Here is a 19546-nt window from a genome sequence, read left to right as displayed (position 1 = left end):
GTGATGTAGCTCTTCTGGCGCGGGGACTTCTTAAACTTACTCCAGCTTGCTAGGCTCGCGTGAATTAAGCACATGGGCGCGCGAGTTCTTTCTACATTAGATATGAAAACAAAAAAGCAGCCGACTTACAGCAAGTGTCCAGCTTGCGTGTAGTCGGCTGCTTTTTTTGTCCTAGTAATACATGAGTAAGCCCATGTATTACTTAGTTTACAAATTTCTTGAACAAATAACAACACTTTAAATAAAGATTCATTATTCAGACACATTTTGTTCACATTCTTACTTTTTAATGACTCTTTATTGATTTAGGGCTTAGGAAATCCCTTATTAGAAAACTCGCATTCGCTTGTCCTTTTGCAAATGCGATCGTTTTTTTAATAGCAGTGTAAGACTATTTAAAAAAGACTAACAACAGAAGTGTTGTTAGTCCAGTGCTTTCTTCAATTCATCCGTTGAATTCTCCCAAAAATCAGGTTTGAATTCTTTTAGGAAATCTCGTAATAAATGTCTTGACTGTTCGTCCATATGGTCAACAATAATATGACCTTTTAAAGACTTTTCCATATGTTTTACATGCTCTGGCATTGATTTATAAGCAATCTTATTTGGGCGATCCACTAAGATTTCACAGCCTGTCACTCCTGCATAGTATGGACCATTTTGATTACGTTCGACATTCACCCATACAATCCAGTATAGTAGTCCATTCGGCACTTTCGTACGGTCTGGTTGGAACTTTACTCTACGTTCCACTTCACTGCGAGCATGCATCGCACCCATATCGACATAAGCTTTATTTTCATTTGGATCAACGATAATAGATGACATGTTTTCTAGACTGATTGCACCTACCCCATAACCACCGTGGCCATCATTGGAATCATCTTTTATTATCGTAAAGCGATTCTTTTTCTCTTCACTCATTGGTTTGCCTCCAATATAAACTCATTATCTCCTATTGTAGCACGCACACCAATCAATTTCACCTATTCAAGATCACTGAAGTCTTAACGCCAAATCATCCATTAGTTTCCACGCTTCCTCTATTTCCTCATCACTGAACTTCTGCTTAGGCTTAACCGTATGAACCTTGGCTATCACTTCTTCCCTCGGCAGTTCCTTAAAATAAAGCATCGTGGACACAAGCTCTAGAAAACGGGAGCTCTTTTCTTGTAACATTTCAATACTTTCTGTACAACTTGGCATGTTAACTTTAAACTGATTTAAAAACTGTGTACCATCTTTGGTTAACGTATAATGATATTGAAAATAATTGCTCTTTACTTCTTTTTCTTCATTTAAAAATCCTAGATTACACAATTCCTCAATACGTAATGATAGCTCTTCGGAATATGGACCATAGAAGTGGAACTGAAATTTCTCCTCAAACGGTACCCCAAATGACTGTAAAATATAGACCATTTTTTGAAGCTTTTTTCTCCCGGTTACCTCTTTCGCTTGGGAAAAAAACTGCATTAGTTTTGCATGATTCTCAAGCATTTATGATTACATCTCCTTGCCATATAGAATTTCTGTGATTTCTTGCACGATTTTTTCATTTGTAATTGTTTGAAGTAAATCTTTAGGAAAATACAACTTATGATCGGTTCTCTTTTTACCAGATATAGATTCTACGATATCGGAATGCCTAGATAGTTCTTTTAACGTACCATTCGGCATTAATAAATGAATTGGTAGTCTTTCCTCTTCTTCACCTGGACGGTAGAAATCATATGGTAAATCAGATGAGGAGTCGACAACAAGGTAATAATCCGGATTAATTCCAGCATCCTTGAATAAGTCAATTAGTCGTAATAAGTCATTAATCTGTTTATTCGGGTTAAATTCGACATATTTAAATAAGCGCCGATTCATGAATCGCTCACATAGGTCGCTTAAAATCTCATCATCTTCTTCCTGCCACAGCTGGAAGTAGTAGTGCACAATAGATTCATCCAACTTAAGATATTCTTTCAAGGATACATCTCCTGAGAAAAACGATAGAAAATGTGTTGGTTGTAATTTGAAATTGTAATCTGATTCATACAAGTGTTTCGCACGGTGGAGAATTTTCGTTAAAATAACCTCCGCACTGCGTGTAACAGGGTGGAAATATACTTGCCAGTACATTTGATAACGACTCATAATATAATCTTCCACCGCATGCATACCAGAAGATTTAATCACTACCTGATCCTCGATTGGACGCATGACACGTAAAATCCGCTCCATATCAAAATGTCCATAACTAACTCCAGTAAAATAAGCATCACGTTGTAGATAGTCCATCCGGTCTGCGTCTATTTGACTGGAAATCAAACTGACTACTAGTTTATTAGAATGTGTTTTTGCAATAACATCTGCCACTTCCTGGGCAAAACCAGGGCTTACCCGATCCAAAATTTTATTGACATATGTATCGCCTAAAATGATTTGTTGGGTAAAATATTCATGATCAAGTTTAAATACTTTTTCAAAGGAATGCGAGAATGGACCATGTCCTAAATCATGTAGAAGGGCAGCACACATACATAATAATCTGTCATCATTGTTCCAATGTGTTCTACCCTGAAAATTATTAATGATTCTACGGACAATTTCATAAACACCTAATGAATGATTAAAACGGCTATGTTCTGCACCATGGAATGTAATATTCGTTGTTCCTAGCTGTTTTATTCTGCGAAGCCGTTGGAATTCCGGTGTAGCGATTAGGTCCCAGATAACACGGTCACGTACATGTACATATCGATGTACAGGGTCCTTAAATACCTTTTCCTCATGTAAGAGTTCATCTTTATACGCCACTATGTTTCAACTCGTTTCTATTTGACGATTTTGTTATTATTATATAATAGTTAGCCAGACGAAAAAAGACAAATTTCGCGAGAATTAGAAGGAGACTATTATGAAAACATGGCAGGAAATCATACACCATACGACTTTCCGTTACATTGATCACACCGAGGAAAAAACTTTTCACCATGTCCCAAATACTGCACTTACATCATTCGCTATAGATGACGCACTAGCAACCTCTGTCAGCATGGAGAGCTCTCCACCCGTTATGCGGTTATGGGTTCATCCCGAGACGATTGTGCTGGGGATTCCTGATGCACGTTTACCTTATGTTGAGGAAGGGGTTAAACTCCTAACTGAACATGGTTATCATGTTGTCGTAAGAAATTCTGGAGGACTTGCGGTTGCACTAGATAAAGGTGTACTGAATCTCTCTCTTGTTATACCTGGAGTAAAAGAATTGTCGATTCATGACTGTTATGAGGCAATGGTAAGTTTCATTCAATATATGCTACGCGATATCACCCATGACATTAAGGCATATGAAATCGTAGAATCTTATTGTCCTGGTGATTATGACTTAAGTATTCATGGCAAAAAATTTGCAGGAATTTCACAACGACGAGTTCGAGATGGTGCTGCGATACAGATATATTTGGACTTAGAAGGTAGTAGTCATGAGCGAGCAGCGTTGATACGCCAATTCTATGATATCAGTAAAAAAGGCGAGGATACAAAATTCGACTATCCAATGGTTAATCCCGATGTAATGGGTTCACTGTCGAATTTAACCGGTCATCCTATTACCGTAAATGACATGAAAAGACGTGTTTTCACTACATTACAGGAATTAAGCAAGGTTGTCGAAATTCCTTTTTCAACTGATGAAATTGCTGTATTTGAAAAACGCTATGAGCAAATGCTAAAGCGAAATAAACAGGTTAGCCAATGGCAAACGGAAGCTTAGTTAATTTTAATTAAGCTTCCGTTATTTATGGTGAAAACATCGCCACCATCAGTTTGTTGAAGGGTTCCGTTATGAAAATATAGACCTGTATTTTCATCAATTCCATAATTGTGGGTCGATGGTATAGCGGTTGTAATTTGTTCCAGATGATTCCGTTCATTCCATTGCGTAAAATGGACCGCTATCAGAGTGTCACGAACCAACCCAAGACCCGCTCTCTTTTGATAGGAATCCAGCCCACTATCTCTGCTAGAGATCACACATACTTCAGGACTTATTAAAGCACCGGCAGAGAATCCTGCTATTGGTATTCCAATCTGGTATGCTGATTGCACCGCCGTCGAGATTGGTGTGTCGACTATTGCTTCTGCATATGCAATACTGTCTCCACCACAGATAATAATTCCACTGCAGTCTTGGATATTTTGAATAACCTCTTCTTTTGGTGTAGATGGTAATGGTTGATTACAGAAACTCTTATGTCCTAATTCCTTTAATAGACTTGTGTATCTTGGAATAAAGGCATCTCCTCCATCCAGGTATAGCAAAATGATTTTCCCCGATGAACATAGCCCAACATATTTCCTTGCAAATTTCGGGGTAAAGGGTGAACCACCGCCAAAGAGAAACAAGTGCCTGTCCATGTCTTTTCTCTCCTCTGATTTTTGAACTATTATAGCACAAGTTTCTTAAAATTCTTTACTTTTTATCGGAATCCTGATATAAAATATGTAAAGATATCTTTACATTTCGTTGATAAGGAGACACTTCCATGCCAGTCACCAATAAAATTAAGGAAATAAGAAAAGCGAAAGGAATTAAACAACTAGAAATGGCTGAGGAACTACAAGTGACACGCCAAACGTTTACAGCTATTGAAAACAATAAATATAATCCAAGTCTTGAGTTAGCATTAAAAATTGTTAAGTATTTTAATCTTAGATTTGATGATGTATTTCAATTAGAGGAGGATGAGGATGAAAAGGGGTAAGAGAAACTGGATGCTCTCACTCGGTGCGGTGGGACTTGTCATTGGCTCATTTTTAGGTCAGCTAATCTCCCTCTCCATAAAGGGTGAATTTTCAACTGCTGCTATACTAGGTGCTTTAATTGTCGCAGTCATCTTAATAACGATCAACATCATTATTGCAAAACGGAAACAAGACAATACCCCAGACTTCGATGAACGAACTCGTCAAAACATCATGAAATTCCACTTCTATTCTGCATATAGCTTTCTTGGTTTATTATTTATTGCCCTATCCGTTATCTCTTTTATGGAAGTAAGTAGTATATCTATTTCTTTCCTTTGGATTATCATCATGTCCTATATGTGCATTAGCGGTATAGGTACTTTAATTTTAAAAAGTCGTTAACAGCACAAAAAAGCTTGCAATAGAATCCCCTATTGCAAGCTTTGCCATACGTTTTTATTGAACAGCTTGTGCAGCCGTAATTAATGCCAGATTATAAACATCTTCAGCACTACATCCACGAGATAAATCATTCACTGGTTTGTTTAGACCTTGTAAAATCGGGCCAACCGCTTCGAAACCACCAAGGCGTTGTGCGATTTTATACCCAATGTTTCCTGCTTCTAGACTCGGGAATACAAATACGTTCGCATCCCCCTTGATTACTGCATCTGGAGCTTTCTTAGCTGCTACACTTGGAACAAATGCTGCATCGAATTGGAACTCTCCATCAATGACTAATGATGCATCTTTTTCCTTAGCTAATTGAAGTGCTTCCACTACCTTTTCTGTTTCAGGAGATTTAGCAGATCCTTTTGTAGAAAAGCTTAACATCGCAACTTTTGGATCCACACCAAATAATTTAGCAGTAACTGCAGATTCTACAGCGATTTCTGCCAAGTCATTGCTGTCAGGTGCAATATTAATTGCACAATCTGCAAAGACATATTTTTCATCTTCACGAACCATGATAAATACACCAGATGTTTTTTTAACGCCCTCTTTTGTTTTAATGATCTGAAGAGCTGGGCGTACTGTATCTGCTGTTGAATGGGCAGCACCACTAACAAGTCCATCTGCTTCATTCATGTAAACGAGCATTGTTCCAAAATAATTTTCATCTAACAGCATTTTACGGGCATCCTCTTCTGTTGCTTTACCTTTACGACGTTCGACAAATGCTTGAACCATTTCATCAAATTTCTCATAATTACTAGGATCAAGTACTGTAGTATTTGTTAAATCAATATTTAACTCGTCTGCCCTCTTTTGAACGGCATCTTTATTACCAACTAAAATAGGTTTCAAGACACCATCTGTGCCTAGTCTACCTGCTGCAGTTAAAATACGTTCATCCAATCCTTCTGGAAAAACAATCGATTTATCTTTGCCATTTACCTTGGCTTTTACTTCATCAAATAAATGTCCCATTCTTCAACCTCCAATTGTCGTATGTTCTTAATATGTATCAACTACACAAAATGTTGCATAGAACATGATGAATAAAGATTATGATAGTATAAATCCTTACATTGTGAAAGAAATGACACTCGTTGCAGTTTTGACAATATCGTGACAACCACTGAAACCCTTGAGTTGACAAGGTTTTTACTCAAGAGCTCTTTCATGATTATGATTTTCAATTGTGATATAGTAAACTTATAAGGTAAACCTTTCGCTAGTAAGAATGCTAGTAGAAAACGGGCTTCATGATAGCTTATCCCCCCATTTGTAATCTCTATTCTCGGGTGGGGTAAAAATTGCCTGTAGCCTTTGATAAAAATCATTTTTAATGAAGGAGAGATACATATGGTTGAAGCTGTCGAAACAATGGATGGTTGGTATAGCCTACACGACTTCCGCACGGTTGATTGGAGCTATTGGAAAACCTCAACTCCAGAGGAACAAAAAGAAGCTATCGCTAGCTTTGAAGCATTAATTAATAAATGGGAAGCTGTTGAAGATGCAAAAAATGGTTCTCATGCTATGTATAAAATAGTAGGTCAGAAAGCTGATTTTATGTTTATGTTCCTACGTCCTACAATGGAAGAATTGAATGAGTTAGAAACCGAATTAAACAAATCTAAATTTGCGGAATTCCTTACTCCTGCTCATTCCTATCTATCGGTTGTAGAACTATCGAAATACCGCCCAGCTAAAGATGGCATTGATCCAGAAACTTTACCTGAAACACAAGCCCGTCTAAAGCCTATTCTTCCAAAATGGGAGCATGCTTGTTTCTATCCAATGGATAGACGCCGTGTTGGGGATGAAAACTGGTATACATTAGAGAAGGACGTACGCGGTAAAATGCTGTATGAGCATAGTAAAACTGGACGTAAATATGCAGGTAAAGTTAAACAAATCATCACTGGTTCCATCGGACTAGATGATTGGGAATGGGGCGTAACGTTATTCGCTCATGAGCCACTTCAATTCAAGAAAATTGTTTATGAAATGCGCTTTGATGAAGTTAGCTCCAAATATGGCGAATTTGGCGAGTTCTTTGTCGGTAACTTACTGAAAAAAGACGAAATTGCTAAATTCATGGAAGTATAATTAAAGTATGAAGACTTTCTGTTTCGACAGAAGGTCTTTTTTTCTACCTATTTTTACATTAACCTCGAAACAACTGAAATTTTGTTAATTCACTTTTTATCCGAAAATGTTATGTTAACCATAACATGGCATTTTCTGTCTAAAAGCCAAAGTTAGAGGGAAAGCGCTAAAGTTGTTAGATATATCGCTAAAGATTATCTACCAGCACCCCATTCCCCTAAGCTTGATATAAATTTTCCTAATTATATTCTCTAGTCATATCACCATCCGCCCAATCATACATATAATCTTAGTAGACCTTGGAGAGAAGTGAGGTGTACGAATGGCAGTAATACCCCATAACGAAAGTGATGTGGATCTATTAGCCCGATTAATTCGTGCTGAAGCAGAAGGCGATGGCAAACAAGGTATGCTTATGGTTGGTAATGTGGGGGTTAATCGCGTACGTGCTGACTGCTTAGATTTTAAAGATATACGAAGTATTAATGACATGGTTTTTCAGAGTCCTGGCGGATTCGAGGCTACTATAAAAGGCTATTTTTATCAGCGAGCTAGGGATTCAGAAAAGAGATTGGCTCGTCGTACAATTAAAGGGGAAAGATTTCATCCAGCAACAAACTCCCTATGGTTCTTTAGACCAGAGGGAAATTGTCCTGCACAGTGGTATGACCAATGGAACAGTGGGAGGTTTAAGTCACATTGCTTTTATTCCCCTACTGCTTCCGATTGTCCAACTGTATTTTAATTAACTTTTAGGAGGTTTTTCGAATGACAGACAACCAAGGAAATTCACAAAACAATGCAAATTTTGGGCAACAGCCCTATTATTACTTCCCACAAGCATCTCCAGCTTACTATCCAGCATTTAATTACCGCCAATTTCCACTTCCACAAGGCCAACAACTTACTCAACAGCAGCCACAGCAACAACAGCAATCACCGTTTATTAACGTACCAGGGATGCTACCAGCAGAACAATCATATATTGAAAATATTCTTCGCTTGAATCGCGGGAAGGTAGCAACCGTCTATATGACGTTTGAGAACAATAGCGAATGGAATGCTAAAATCTTCCGTGGCGTAATTGAGGCTGCGGGTCGAGATCATATCATACTTAGCGATCCGCAAACTGGGAAGCGTTACTTGCTATTAATGGTTTATCTTGATTACATTACTTTCGATGAAGAGTTGAATTATGAGTACCCTTTTGGTAGCAATCCTAATCTTGCAACATACTCTCCTAGGTAAAATGCAATTTGGGTTTGTACCTTGCCCACTAGATAATGGTCAACCAAACAAAAGGATGGTACCCATTAGTACCATCCTTTTTTCTACATACAATATTACAATGTTGGTGAGGCGATTACATGCGACACCCTTACGAAAAGTTCATTCGTGGTGAACTCGTTGCTATTGGTCTAGCAATTATTTTTGGACTAATAGCTTTAATTCAAGGAATATTCTTGCTGATTGTACTCTGTATTTATTTAGTCGCTGCAAGTCTTATCTTTGATGGTTTATTAGCGATCAATTCATACAATCAAACACAAGGATTCAAACAATTAGCAAGGTCTGTGTTACTAATACTATTTGCGACATTTCTTTTACTATTCTTATAAAAATTTAACTACAGCATACCCTAGCAGTACCCATCCGATTAAGAATGCAAACCCACCAATCGGTGTAATCATAGCAAAGGTTTTTATCCCTGACGTTGAATATACATACAAGCTACCAGAAAATAAAATAATTCCAATAAAGAACAACCATCCTGCACTAGCCAAACTACTTGATTGGAACTTTAAGCCCAGCAAGCCTGTAGCTAAAAGTGCTCCTGTATGGAACATTTGATAGGTGACAGCTTTTTCCCATGTCCTTAACGCCTTTTCTGTTAGCTTTCCTTCTAAGCCATGAGCACCAAAAGCCCCAAGTGCTACGGCTAAAAACCCGTTTATTACTCCTAAAATTAGAAATAATTTCATTGTTATCTCTCCCCTATTAAAAATCAAAAAGTGAATCCCCATTACCATCCTCATCGTCTAATTCAATCGACTTTTTGAAGGTTGGTTGCTGGGATGGAGCCTGTGTCTGTCTCTCCCCTAACATCGCTTTTAATTCTACTGCGCTAATTTCCTCTTCCCTATTATCAGGAGATTCTGTTCCTTCTTCCATCAAGAAAAGGTCACATAGTAATTTTATATTAGCAATGTGCTTTAACATTTCCTCTTGTTTATGTTGTTTATTTGTCGCTTGCTGTAGTTCATGCATTATCTTTTTTAATACCGTATCATTACCAACTGGCACTAGAGACACTCCTCTATTATTTAAAAATTATCCTTCTCTATCATACCTAAAAGTCTCCCCAACTCAAAGTAAAGTAGCCATCTTTTCCGTCTGTAAATAGGCAAAATTAAAAAGCCTTGTTATCACCAAGACTTTCGCTTCTTCCATTAGGGTTATTGTTGTTTATGCACTTTGCTGATTCTTTTCTTCCATATAGCGATTGAAAACCCACTGCAAAAACTGTATCTCATCATTTGTAAGGTCACGCCCTAGCTTCTCTTCAAATTCTTCATGCATTTGCAAATAGTTTCTCATACGCTACCCCCTCTAATGTTATATATGCTTATATATTACAATTTTTAGAATATATAAGCAACATTTTTTCATATATACAGTCTTAACGAATCATATGAATTAATGAATTAATAAATTAGTCATTCACCACATAAAATATAAACCATACTAACAAACTAGCATTCTAATAAAAATACATTTTGACAAGTAAATATGCATACTTTATACTAATAAAGGTCAAATGAATTTATATTAAATCAATCAAGGTGGGGTTATGATGAAACATTCTTACACATTGGGAGAACACCTCAAGTTTATTATCCCTTCCATAATAGGCATCCTTCTCTTTATTGTTCCGATAAAAACAGAAGAAGGAATGACTATTCCGATTGCTGTACTAGCAAATTGGGTGCAAGATATACTAGCAAATCAACTGTCATTTATCATGATGATTATTATCACGATCACCGCTATTCTTACTGTCATGGCGAGAATAATTGGTAAAGATAAATTATCTAGAACACCGTTTTTCCAAAATTTATTATTTGTAAATTGGTTTTGGACAATCGCAAGAGTACTTGCAGCAATATTTGCTGTCATGGTCTATTTCAAACTCGGACCAGAAGCAATTCATGGTGAGGCCACTGGACAACTGTTATTAGATAGCCTATTACATGTTCTCTTCGCCGTGTTCTTATTCGCTGGTATCTTTTTACCATTATTAATGAACTTCGGCTTAATGGAGTTGTTCGGGACCCTTTCAACCAAGTTCATGCGCCCACTATTTAAATTACCTGGGAGATCCTCCATTGATGCACTCGCATCTTGGATTGGGGACGGAACCATTGGTGTGCTATTAACAAGCAAGCAATATGAAGAAGGTTATTATACGAAACGGGAAGCAGCCGTAATTGGGACAACATTTTCTGTTGTATCGATTACTTTTTCATTAGTGGTTATCCAGCAAGTTGACCTCGAATATATGTTTATACCATTTTATTTAACGGTTTTATTTGCTGGACTTATTGCTGCGCTTATTATGCCGAGGATCCCGCCTCTATCTCGAAAAGCCGATACCTATGTGAATGAGGAAGCAGCCGGGATTGAGGAAACTATTCCTGAAAACCACAATGCGTTTACATTTGGTTATGATAAAGCTATCAAACGTGCTAGAAGAGAATCGAGTTTTTATCAATTTATCAAAGAAGGCGGTCAAAACGTCTTAGATATGTGGATGGGTGTTGCACCAGTCGTGATGGCACTAGGATTAGTTGCTCTTATTATTGCGGAATATACACCTTTATTCACATGGCTAGGTATGCCGTTCATCCCAATACTTGAGCTCATGCAAGTGCCTTATGCTAAGGAAGCATCTGAAACAATCCTAATTGGATTTGCTGATATGTTCCTCCCTTCGGTAATTGGTGCTTCTATTGAGGCTGACATCACTCGATTTATTATTGCTGCATTATCTGTCACGCAGCTGATTTATATGTCTGAGGTCGGTGGATTGCTATTAGGTTCCAAGGTTCCAGTTTCCTTTAAAGACCTAGTATTTATCTTCCTATTAAGAACAATTATTACGTTACCTATCATTGTATTGATTGCACATATTATTTTCTAAAAAGTGGACGGAAATGACAAAAAACCAAACCTAGCAATTTAGGTTTGGTTTTTTACTATCTAGAAAAGGGGGCTACTTATATATACGTATTTTATCTGGAAAATGTTTCAAAAACCCTTGTTGTTTTTAAATATTTTTTCAAATATCTAGTATTACATTCGATAATTGGTTGGCTAATAATGATAACTGGCTTACTAGATAGCGTCCAAACAATAACTATCGAAATGCCCACAAGTCCGATCACATCCAAGGGACCGTTCACTTCAAATACATGGTATTCTCGTAAATATTGAATGATAAATCCATGTAACAAATAAACATATAAAGTTCTTTCTCCTAATTTTGTTATAGAATAGCGTTTAGAAGGAATCCAAGCTAGGACACTTGCTGCCATTAAAGTTGAAGTCAAATAGACAAGTAATCTCGCAATTCCTCCAAATTCGTCCAATCCTAAGTCATAATACGACTTCGAAGCCAGTAACCATCCTGTATTAATCTCTGGAGCGAAGTAAATACCCACCGCAATAATAGCCATAACCCCGATGGAAACAACTTTTATCCATTTTCGTTTCAAGTACATTAGATGTTCTTCTTTCAACCAAAATCCTATCAAAAAGAATGGGAAGAAAACAAACGTCCTTGATAAACTGAAAGAATGGCCTACTCCCGCTAAATACCCAACTAAAATTCCTAATACAACTGCCAATAATATACCAATATATGCAGGAACTCGTTTAAACCAAACTAATAACATATGCCAACAAAATAAACTAATTAAAAACCATAATGACCAATGAGGATAAAAAATATCTGTAAGCCAATCAGATTTCCCTATAAAATAATAATAAGACGAATAGATTACTTGAAATATCAAATATGGGATCAAGAGCTTCTTGGCTAATTTCAAGATATATCCTTTATTACCAAAGCCCTTTGCAAAGAATCCCGCTAGAAATATAAATGCTGGCATATGAAACGTATAAATCCACGTATACAAGGTATGCAATTCGGCAGAGTCACCAATATACGGCTGCAGTGCATGCCCAAATACGACTAAGAAAATTAAAAGTAGTTTTGCGTTGTCAAAGAAAGCATTACGTTCCAAGATGCTCATTCCTTTACTGTTTTTTCTGAAGTGTTTACTTTCTATCTACCCGCTTCGAAACAATAATACGCATCCTTTCAGTAGATTTAGTACGGTTGTTATGGAGATGTAAAGGTTCTGAAAGATTGATATCGGAGTGTAATGGGGATTCTTAGTTGTAGTGGATAGGTTAGCCACCTATTTCCGCATTCCTAACACACCTTCCGTTCGTTATGTAACTTTCTTAGATAATAGATTCAAGCTATACTACTATAATAATCTCAAAATATATCAGTAAAGAGGAGACATCTATGAAAAAAGACATCCATAACCGTAAACTCGGTGAAAAAACTCGTTCTCATGGCTGTTGCAGGAAAAATGACCATGGAAGATGCAGAACTGTTTCTTCAAGATTATAAAATGAAGATTGATCCAATCGCTGGTCAACTTTATGATTTAGTTGTGGATTGTACCGATATGGATGTTCTTACACCAGAAATGACCAAGAACTTAACAGGTGTTATGAAGGTATATAAATCAACTGGATTTAATACCATTACATACCAAATAAATGAAAGTTCTGCCTTAAGAGATGCAGTTATGAAGAATTGCTAACAAAGCGGAGCTTACCAATTCCGAGGTCACAGAAATCTAACCAAAAAAGAAAGCCGCAATTATTGTGCGGCTTTCTTTTTTGCTGCTGCTTTCTTCTTCCTTGGTTGGGAAGGTTTTGGCTTGTCTTTTTTGGCTCTTTCTAATGATGCTTGTAAAGCTTCCATTAAATCTGTAACATTATCTGGTTTTGGTTTATCTTTTGCTGTTGTCGTTTGATCCGTATTTTTCTTCTCTTCAATTAAATCTAACAATGCAGTTCGGTATTCGTCCTTATATTTTTCCGGATCAAATTCTGTCGTCAATTGATCAATCAGCATTTTTGCTGTATCCAGTTCTTTTTTCGCCGTTTCCACTTGCTCTGGCACATTCGGAACCTCTGCTACATTACGGACTTCATCAGGGTAATGGATGGTTTCTACGACAAGAGTATTTTTATAAACTCGTATAACGGCTAATTGTTCCTTTGAACGTATCATCATTTTCGCTACTCCAATTTTGCCAGTATCCTCTAACGCTGCCCGAAGTAACCCATATGCTTTACTTCCACCGTCATTTGGCGATAGATAGTAGCTCTTTTCAAAGTAGATTGGATCAATATCCTCCAATTTAACGAAGTCTATAATCTCAACCGCCTTATCTTCTTGTTCCTTCTTTAACTCTGCTAGGTCTTCTTCATCTAAAATCACAAATTTATTCTTGGCGTATTCATAGCCCTTCACGATATCATCATTGCCTACCTCTTTTTCACAAACTGGGCAAACCTTTTCATATTTAATAGGAGATTTACATTCTTTATGAAGCTGACGTAATGACACATCCTTATTTTCAGTAGCCGCATGCATCTTTACAGGGATATTCACAAGCCCAAAGCTAATTGTCCCTTTCCACATTGTATGCATTTTTAAGACCTCCCTTTTTCCATAGTTTGTCGATATTGGCTTTTTTTAATCCTAACCTGTTTAAATTCAGTTGGTTTTAAGCATCTTAATTGGTGAAGGGAGTTATTTAGAAATGGATGTAATGAAGCCAATTGCTAGCAGTGACATACCAGTAGGAACGGACTGGTGTTATGAAGTGAAATACGACGGATTTCGCTGTATCCTCCATTGGGATGAATTAGGAAATGTTCAATTAATCAGTAAAAACAACAAAGATTTAACCAGCCAGTTCCCTGAAATTGTATCCTTTTGCCAGGAGAAGACTGCTTCTGTACAAGAATTTCTCCCTGTGAAATTAGATGGGGAGCTTGTCATCCTTAATAATCCCTATCAAGGCAACTTTTCCCGAATTCAAAAAAGAGGAAGATTAAAAAATACTACCACCATTCTAAAAGCCTCCAAGGAGCGACCAGCAACGCTAATGGCATTCGATATATTAGAGCTCTCAGGAGAAAATTTATCAAAGAGATACTTTCAGAGTAGAAAAGAATCGTTAACTGCTTTCTTCGATCAAGCAGCTCTAACCGACACCGGGGAGCGAATCGGTTTGGTGAAAGCTTTTAAGAATCCCGATAAATTGTGGAAAATTATTTTCGACCACAAAGGCGAGGGCATGATAGCCAAACGAGTAAAGAGTGTTTATGGACAGGGGAAGAAACATCAGGATTGGTATAAAATAAAAAATTGGCGAGTCATCCACGGAATCCTTACTACTTTTGATAGTAAAAATGATTATTTCCATGTACATGTATTCAATGGGAATGACCTCTATCCTGTTGGTAAATGTAAGCACGGTCTTGATGGAGAAGATTTTACGACGGTAAAAAAGTTATTTATGATGAACGGTGAAAAGAAAGGTATTCACTACACCCTTCCTCCTGCAATATGTGCAGTTATTCATACATTAGATATTTACGATGGAGAGCTTCGAGAGCCAGAATTTGAAAGAATTGCTCCTGAAATAAAACCAGAGGAATGCACGATTGATCAATTACAATTAGAGCTTTCCATGCTACCGAAACAAATAGACTTCGCCAACACCGATAAATTCTACTGGCCAGATGTCAGTCTCACAAAAGGTAATTATTTAGCATATATGAGAGAGATTTCGCCCTATATGCTTCCGTTTTTAGAGGATAGAGCTTTAACAATCATTCGCTGTCCTGACGGCGTACGTGAGGAATCATTTTTCCAAAAACATCTTCCTTCCTATGCCCCCGATTATATTCGAGGCGTTGGAAATGGCGAGGAAAAGTTGATTGTTTGCGATTCCTTAGAGTCTCTTATGTGGTTTGCCAACCATGGGGCGATTGAATTCCATGTTCCCTTTCAAGGAATTGCTAGTAGTAAACCAAGGGAGATCGTGTTCGATTTAGATCCACCAGGAAGAGAAAAGTTTTCATTGGCAATTGAAGCCGGGCTACTAATTAAACATATCTTAGACGATTTACAGCTTATTTCCTTCGTAAAGACTTCTGGTAATAAAGGTCTTCAGATACACATTCCGATACCGGAAGGAAGCTTTAGCTATGAAGAAACAGGCGTATTCACGCAAGCAATTGCCCTCACCATTGAAAACCAATTACCTGATATTACAACAACTGAGCGCATGAAAAATAAACGGCATGGCAAGTTATATATTGATTATGTACAGCATGGGAAAGATAAAACGATTATTGCTCCCTACTCTGCACGTAAAACAAATGATGGTACGGTGTCCACACCTCTGTATTGGGATGAAGTAACGGAAGATCTACTTCCAGAGATGTTTACGATAGAAAATGTGGTCGAACGTGTCCAGACGTTAGGTTGTCCGTTTCAGGATTACTTTGAGGCAGCTGATAAACAAAATCTGGATAGGCTCAGCAAGCTTATTCATTAGTCAGAACCGCTCATAACAATACCCAAAATAGATTAAGGACATAACAAATTTTCATATAAATGTTATGTCCTTTCTTGTTCAACTATAGTAGCCTTTAAATGTTGCGTTTTAGTATTTTTCTTCTTTCTATAGAAATCAAATGCAGTAAAAATAACCAGGGCAAACAAAATCGTAAATAACGCAGACAAAACATTTGTATCCGGAATATACACTTCCCATAATGAATTAATTAAGGCATGAAAAATAATACATAGAAAGATACTTTTAGTGGTTAAATAAATGACGGTCATTAAAAAAGATAACGCCATAGCAGTTACAGTAAACCAAAGGAAATTCATACTCATTTGATTTGAACCAACTATGAACCACAATGGCAGATGCCATATTGCCCAAATACCGCCCACAATGAGCGTACTTGTGAAAGACGACCATTTTTTTTGCAACGTAGGCTGTAAATATCCGCGCCAGCCAATTTCTTCTAAACCACCTCCGATAATCATGATTGGGAGATTAATTAATGCTAGATATAGGGGCTTCTCCATAGATGCTCCCCCCCAAAGTGTTGGCAAAAAACAAGCTACAAACGCTAGTCCAACGGTAAATAGATACCATGCTAATGGATGTCTATAATTTTTTATATTACTAATAAACGAGTTGAATTCCTCTTTAGAACTATACTTCTTTTTTAGCCAAATCACAGTAATTGCAGGTGCAAGACCGCCAGGAATAAGCAATATTATTGATAATGCAGTTCCAAACTTAAGCAGATCGAATTGGGTTAAAATTACTAAACCTCCCCAAAATGTCCATGTCAGAGTAAATGTATAGAATAGATACCTTCCTACCTCTTTCTCCATTAAGTTTCCTCCTTATATACATCCCAACAATAATTGTACAGACTTGCATAGAGTTTTCATTAGTCCAATCTCGTCAAATAGTGCTTGTTCATTTTGGATCATACCATAACATTTTTGTAAAACAACATCCCTTACAATTCCATCAATGGAAGTCATAATAAAAGTAAATAAATCATCTAGTGGTACTTCAGGCTGAAAGCTCCCTAAAGAAATTCCCTCATGAATGGTATTAAATATTTGCTCGACCAAGTATTGTCCACTTTCGTTTTCAGTAATATTAGGTAAAATTTTTGTTTGTCTTTCAGGATTGTTCGCAAATAAGATTGTTAGTTCAAATTGAATTTTGCCAACCGTTGATAAGTTTTCTTTAATGTACTCACCGAGAAAAGTAAACAGCTTTTCTAGCGTCTTTTTAGGAGCATTGCTATTTTCAATGATTGTATTTACTGCTTGCTTATAGTCCGCATTTGCATTCGCTTGATTAATGACTGCAACAAGTATTTCATCTAAATCTGAATAATAGCGATATATACCCCCTTGACTTAATCCGGACGCTTTAATGATATCTCTCATCGTAATTTCATAGAGTGGCTTATTTGTACACACTGATAAAGCTGCTTTTAAAATGGAATTTTTCTTCTTTATTACATATTCATGACTTACCTTAGGCATAATTTCCTCCTCACACAATAAAAATGACTATAGTGTCATTTTTATTGTGTGTCACAAACTACTAATTGTCAATGATAAATTTAAAATATTTTAAAAATTCACCCTTTGAAACTCTTAATAAATAAGTCAGTTAATCCGTCATGTTGAAAGTTCTATACTTAGACACAAGAAAACCCTTTAGACAATCCAATCTAAAGGGGTAAATAAATTCTAATTAAAATAGTTAAACTTATTTCAATGAAACTTCAACTAACCTGCCCAGTTAGTTGAATAAATCTATCCAAATACCAACAAAAATTCCGAATAATATTAAATCTTTTATCGCAATAAAAGGCAGACCATATAGGATCACCTTCTTAAGGTATTGCACTGTTAATTGATTAAAACAAAAAGCAGAGAATACCCCTCTAGTCTATTACAACATTTCTCGCAGACGTCGTACATCTTTCATTGGGGACAGGCCAAATTTACGGCTGTATTCCCGGCTGAAATGAGATGGACTTTCATAACCTACCTGAAACGCAGCCTCAGCCGCTTCCAGGTTTTCCGTCAAAAGCAATCGGCGTGCTTCCTGCAACCGAAGCTGTTTCTGAAACTGGATTGGGCTCATACCCGTCACTTCCTTGAAATGTTGGTAGAAGGATGAAGAGCTCATACTGGCTTCTTTCGCCAATTCATTTACCTTTAAGGTCTGCGCAAATTCACGGTTTAACACCGCGATCACCTTTGCAATCCGCTGGGCCTGACTCCCTGCAAGTGCAAAGTGCTTCAAGGAATCATTCCGGTCATTTTGAAGAATCCGGTAGATGATTTCACGTTTGATACCATCGGCAAGAATTGGAATATCCTGTGGAGTCTCCAGTAGCCTTATAAGCCGTATTACTGCTTCAAGAAGCGAGTCATTTATTTGGCTAATTACCAGACCACGTCCCGGAGATTCATTAGAAATTACTTGACTCGATGACTGAATGACTTCGAAAATCTGGTTCATATCAAGTTGCAAATGTACGCATAAATAAGGGTAATCGGGTGAAGCCTTTATAACCTGTCCCGTAATCGGCAAATGAACAGAAGCAGTCAGATAACTAGCAGAATCGTACTGATAGCTTTCTTCCCCAAGCATGACTAATTTTGAACCCTGCGCCACAACGCATAAGGAAGGTTCATAAACAGAATAAACGGGTTCTGAAGTCTGGGCAGTACGAACAAATCGCAATCCGGAGATAGACGTGTCATACATTCCATCTACTGCTAGATTTTTCTCAATCAACTCCACTAATTCCTTAATCCGCTCCATGAACAGTTCCCCCGCCTTTCCAGTTACATTTATGAATCTCTTGCTCCCTATACTATAGTTTATTGGAGTATTAGGCAATAATTGTATATTTTTCGACTACCACCTCTTTGGCACAAAAGTTCATAATGAATTTATGGTCAGACACCTTGAATTGGAGGTTAACGAAATGATCAAGTATCTTATTTTGGCTCTTTGGTTCACTATATTAACATTTCATTCCTGTCTAGATTCAGGTGCCTTCCATCGTTTAAGTAAGAAAGGAGATTATGAAATGAAAACAGAACATGTAAATTCTCATTCCTATTCGGGTATGTGGGTGACCGCGGATGGCTATATTAGGCACGAGCTGCTTCCAAACGGTCGATACGATGAAGCCCGCGGTAACCGTAAAAGCGCCTATCAAGGCAGCTATACCATTAAAGACAACCATATCGAATATGTCGATGATACAGGATTTACTGCCGATGGTGATTTTATTAACGGCGTACTTTATCATGCAGGTATGGTGCTATATCGGGAAGAAGAGAGAAAGTAATAATAACGAAATAAATAATAATCTATATAAGTGTTTTCTGGTTTGAAAAACACACTTTTCTAATAATAGAGCTAAACATGCCCCGTTAGCTCAAATAATAAGTATACAGATACCGGTATTTACTTGAACAACGCGCAAATTACAACATAGTATCCCTTTAAAAAAC

At 37.2% G+C, this 19546-nt stretch carries 24 protein-coding genes; 11 read left to right on the top strand and 13 right to left on the bottom strand.

Annotated elements, in window-relative coordinates:
• Window positions 1–423: 423 nt before the first annotated feature.
• From G5W_RS0109080 to G5W_RS0109070, 3 genes are all read right to left on the bottom strand, one after another.
• Entirely contained in the window at window positions 424–924 is a 501-nt protein-coding gene (locus G5W_RS0109080; protein WP_010096043.1) for a YwhD family protein, read from the bottom strand.
• A 72-nt stretch (window positions 925–996) separates the two neighbouring features.
• A complete protein-coding gene (locus G5W_RS0109075; protein ID WP_010096041.1) occupies window positions 997–1500 on the bottom strand; it encodes a YwgA family protein in 504 nt (167 codons plus the stop codon).
• A gap of 6 nt (window positions 1501–1506) precedes the next feature.
• The gene (locus tag G5W_RS0109070; protein ID WP_010096039.1) at window positions 1507–2808 is read right to left on the bottom strand and encodes an HD domain-containing protein; all 1302 of its coding nucleotides are present in this window, start codon (window positions 2806–2808) and stop codon (window positions 1507–1509) included.
• A 100-nt stretch (window positions 2809–2908) separates the two neighbouring features.
• Here G5W_RS0109070 and G5W_RS0109065 point away from each other — a divergent pair, with 100 nt between their 5' ends.
• The gene (locus tag G5W_RS0109065; protein ID WP_010096037.1) at window positions 2909–3766 is read left to right on the top strand and encodes a lipoate--protein ligase family protein; all 858 of its coding nucleotides are present in this window, start codon (window positions 2909–2911) and stop codon (window positions 3764–3766) included.
• Here G5W_RS0109065 and G5W_RS0109060 read toward each other — a convergent pair.
• On the bottom strand, window positions 3763–4410 hold the full coding sequence (locus G5W_RS0109060) for a Type 1 glutamine amidotransferase-like domain-containing protein (RefSeq protein WP_010096035.1): 648 nt from the start codon (window positions 4408–4410) through the stop codon (window positions 3763–3765). The two genes, G5W_RS0109065 and G5W_RS0109060, sit on opposite strands and share 4 nt — an antisense overlap.
• A gap of 128 nt (window positions 4411–4538) precedes the next feature.
• Here G5W_RS0109060 and G5W_RS0109055 point away from each other — a divergent pair, with 128 nt between their 5' ends.
• Together G5W_RS0109055 and G5W_RS0109050 are read left to right on the top strand one after the other, a co-directional pair.
• Complete coding sequence (locus tag G5W_RS0109055) at window positions 4539–4757, top strand: helix-turn-helix transcriptional regulator (RefSeq protein ID WP_010096033.1); 219 nt, start codon at window positions 4539–4541, stop codon at window positions 4755–4757.
• Window positions 4744–5142 (top strand): hypothetical protein, encoded by a 399-nt coding sequence (locus G5W_RS0109050; RefSeq protein ID WP_010096031.1) that lies wholly within the window; start codon window positions 4744–4746, stop codon window positions 5140–5142. Before G5W_RS0109055 ends, G5W_RS0109050 begins: the two co-directional genes overlap by 14 nt.
• A gap of 54 nt (window positions 5143–5196) precedes the next feature.
• Here G5W_RS0109050 and pta read toward each other — a convergent pair whose 3' ends face one another.
• A complete protein-coding gene (gene pta / locus G5W_RS0109045) occupies window positions 5197–6171 on the bottom strand; it encodes a phosphate acetyltransferase (RefSeq protein WP_010096028.1) in 975 nt (324 codons plus the stop codon).
• 378 nt (window positions 6172–6549) lie between these two features.
• Here pta and hemQ point away from each other — a divergent pair, with 378 nt between their 5' ends.
• The 4 genes from hemQ (at window position 6550) to G5W_RS0109025 (ending at window position 8918) form a co-directional block, all read left to right on the top strand.
• A complete protein-coding gene (gene hemQ, locus G5W_RS0109040) occupies window positions 6550–7299 on the top strand; it encodes a hydrogen peroxide-dependent heme synthase (protein ID WP_010096026.1) in 750 nt (249 codons plus the stop codon).
• 322 nt (window positions 7300–7621) lie between these two features.
• Window positions 7622–8044 carry a cell wall hydrolase gene (locus tag G5W_RS0109035; RefSeq protein ID WP_010096025.1) on the top strand — a complete coding sequence of 141 codons (423 nt, stop codon included), beginning with the start codon at window positions 7622–7624 and terminating at the stop codon, window positions 8042–8044.
• Between the two features lie 23 nt (window positions 8045–8067).
• On the top strand, window positions 8068–8547 hold the full coding sequence (gerQ, locus tag G5W_RS24240; RefSeq protein ID WP_010096023.1) for a spore coat protein GerQ: 480 nt from the start codon (window positions 8068–8070) through the stop codon (window positions 8545–8547).
• A gap of 119 nt (window positions 8548–8666) precedes the next feature.
• Window positions 8667–8918, top strand: a complete 252-nt coding sequence (locus G5W_RS0109025) for a hypothetical protein (protein ID WP_010096022.1) — start codon at window positions 8667–8669, stop codon at window positions 8916–8918.
• Here the strand turns inward: G5W_RS0109025 and G5W_RS0109020 are convergent.
• The 3 genes from G5W_RS0109020 to G5W_RS24480 all read right to left on the bottom strand — a co-directional run bounded on the left by G5W_RS0109020 (window position 8913) and on the right by G5W_RS24480 (window position 9897).
• Window positions 8913–9281 carry a DUF423 domain-containing protein gene (locus G5W_RS0109020; protein ID WP_010096021.1) on the bottom strand — a complete coding sequence of 123 codons (369 nt, stop codon included), beginning with the start codon at window positions 9279–9281 and terminating at the stop codon, window positions 8913–8915. The two genes, G5W_RS0109025 and G5W_RS0109020, sit on opposite strands and share 6 nt — an antisense overlap.
• A gap of 16 nt (window positions 9282–9297) precedes the next feature.
• Complete coding sequence (locus tag G5W_RS0109015; protein ID WP_010096020.1) at window positions 9298–9603, bottom strand: YwdI family protein; 306 nt, start codon at window positions 9601–9603, stop codon at window positions 9298–9300.
• Between the two features lie 162 nt (window positions 9604–9765).
• The gene (locus G5W_RS24480; protein ID WP_010096019.1) at window positions 9766–9897 is read right to left on the bottom strand and encodes a hypothetical protein; all 132 of its coding nucleotides are present in this window, start codon (window positions 9895–9897) and stop codon (window positions 9766–9768) included.
• Window positions 9898–10153: 256 nt separating this feature from the next.
• Here G5W_RS24480 and G5W_RS0109005 point away from each other — a divergent pair, with 256 nt between their 5' ends.
• Window positions 10154–11500: a YjiH family protein gene (locus G5W_RS0109005; RefSeq protein WP_010096018.1), complete on the top strand. Its 1347-nt coding sequence runs from the start codon at window positions 10154–10156 to the stop codon at window positions 11498–11500.
• Window positions 11501–11591: 91 nt separating this feature from the next.
• Here the strand turns inward: G5W_RS0109005 and G5W_RS0109000 are convergent, their stop codons facing one another.
• Window positions 11592–12605 carry an acyltransferase family protein gene (locus G5W_RS0109000; RefSeq protein WP_010096016.1) on the bottom strand — a complete coding sequence of 338 codons (1014 nt, stop codon included), beginning with the start codon at window positions 12603–12605 and terminating at the stop codon, window positions 11592–11594.
• A 363-nt stretch (window positions 12606–12968) separates the two neighbouring features.
• On the opposite strand from G5W_RS0109000, the gene G5W_RS20795 reads away from it, so the two are divergent.
• Window positions 12969–13199, top strand: coding sequence for a hypothetical protein (locus tag G5W_RS20795; protein ID WP_033445632.1), 231 nt, complete (start codon window positions 12969–12971; stop codon window positions 13197–13199).
• Window positions 13200–13258: 59 nt separating this feature from the next.
• Here G5W_RS20795 and ku read toward each other — a convergent pair whose 3' ends face one another.
• On the bottom strand, window positions 13259–14098 hold the full coding sequence (ku, locus tag G5W_RS0108990; RefSeq protein WP_010096014.1) for a non-homologous end joining protein Ku: 840 nt from the start codon (window positions 14096–14098) through the stop codon (window positions 13259–13261).
• 112 nt (window positions 14099–14210) lie between these two features.
• On the opposite strand from ku, the gene G5W_RS0108985 reads away from it, so the two are divergent.
• A complete protein-coding gene (locus G5W_RS0108985; RefSeq protein ID WP_010096013.1) occupies window positions 14211–16019 on the top strand; it encodes a DNA ligase D in 1809 nt (602 codons plus the stop codon).
• Window positions 16020–16081: 62 nt separating this feature from the next.
• Here the strand turns inward: G5W_RS0108985 and G5W_RS0108980 are convergent, their stop codons facing one another.
• The 3 genes from G5W_RS0108980 to G5W_RS0108970 form a co-directional block, all read right to left on the bottom strand.
• Complete coding sequence (locus tag G5W_RS0108980; RefSeq protein WP_010096010.1) at window positions 16082–16876, bottom strand: CPBP family intramembrane glutamic endopeptidase; 795 nt, start codon at window positions 16874–16876, stop codon at window positions 16082–16084.
• A gap of 12 nt (window positions 16877–16888) precedes the next feature.
• The gene (locus G5W_RS20790; RefSeq protein WP_010096008.1) at window positions 16889–17548 is read right to left on the bottom strand and encodes a TetR/AcrR family transcriptional regulator; all 660 of its coding nucleotides are present in this window, start codon (window positions 17546–17548) and stop codon (window positions 16889–16891) included.
• A 415-nt stretch (window positions 17549–17963) separates the two neighbouring features.
• Window positions 17964–18845, bottom strand: coding sequence for an AraC family transcriptional regulator (locus G5W_RS0108970; protein WP_010096006.1), 882 nt, complete (start codon window positions 18843–18845; stop codon window positions 17964–17966).
• Window positions 18846–19116: 271 nt separating this feature from the next.
• Here G5W_RS0108970 and G5W_RS0108965 point away from each other — a divergent pair, with 271 nt between their 5' ends.
• Window positions 19117–19380 carry an Atu4866 domain-containing protein gene (locus tag G5W_RS0108965; RefSeq protein WP_029191072.1) on the top strand — a complete coding sequence of 88 codons (264 nt, stop codon included), beginning with the start codon at window positions 19117–19119 and terminating at the stop codon, window positions 19378–19380.
• Window positions 19381–19546: the final 166 nt, after the last annotated feature.

The organism is Ornithinibacillus scapharcae TW25 (genome assembly GCF_000190475.1).
Taxonomy (GTDB): domain Bacteria; phylum Bacillota; class Bacilli; order Bacillales; family Amphibacillaceae; genus Ornithinibacillus; species Ornithinibacillus scapharcae.
This window is presented reverse-complemented; position numbering and strand designations above follow the sequence as displayed.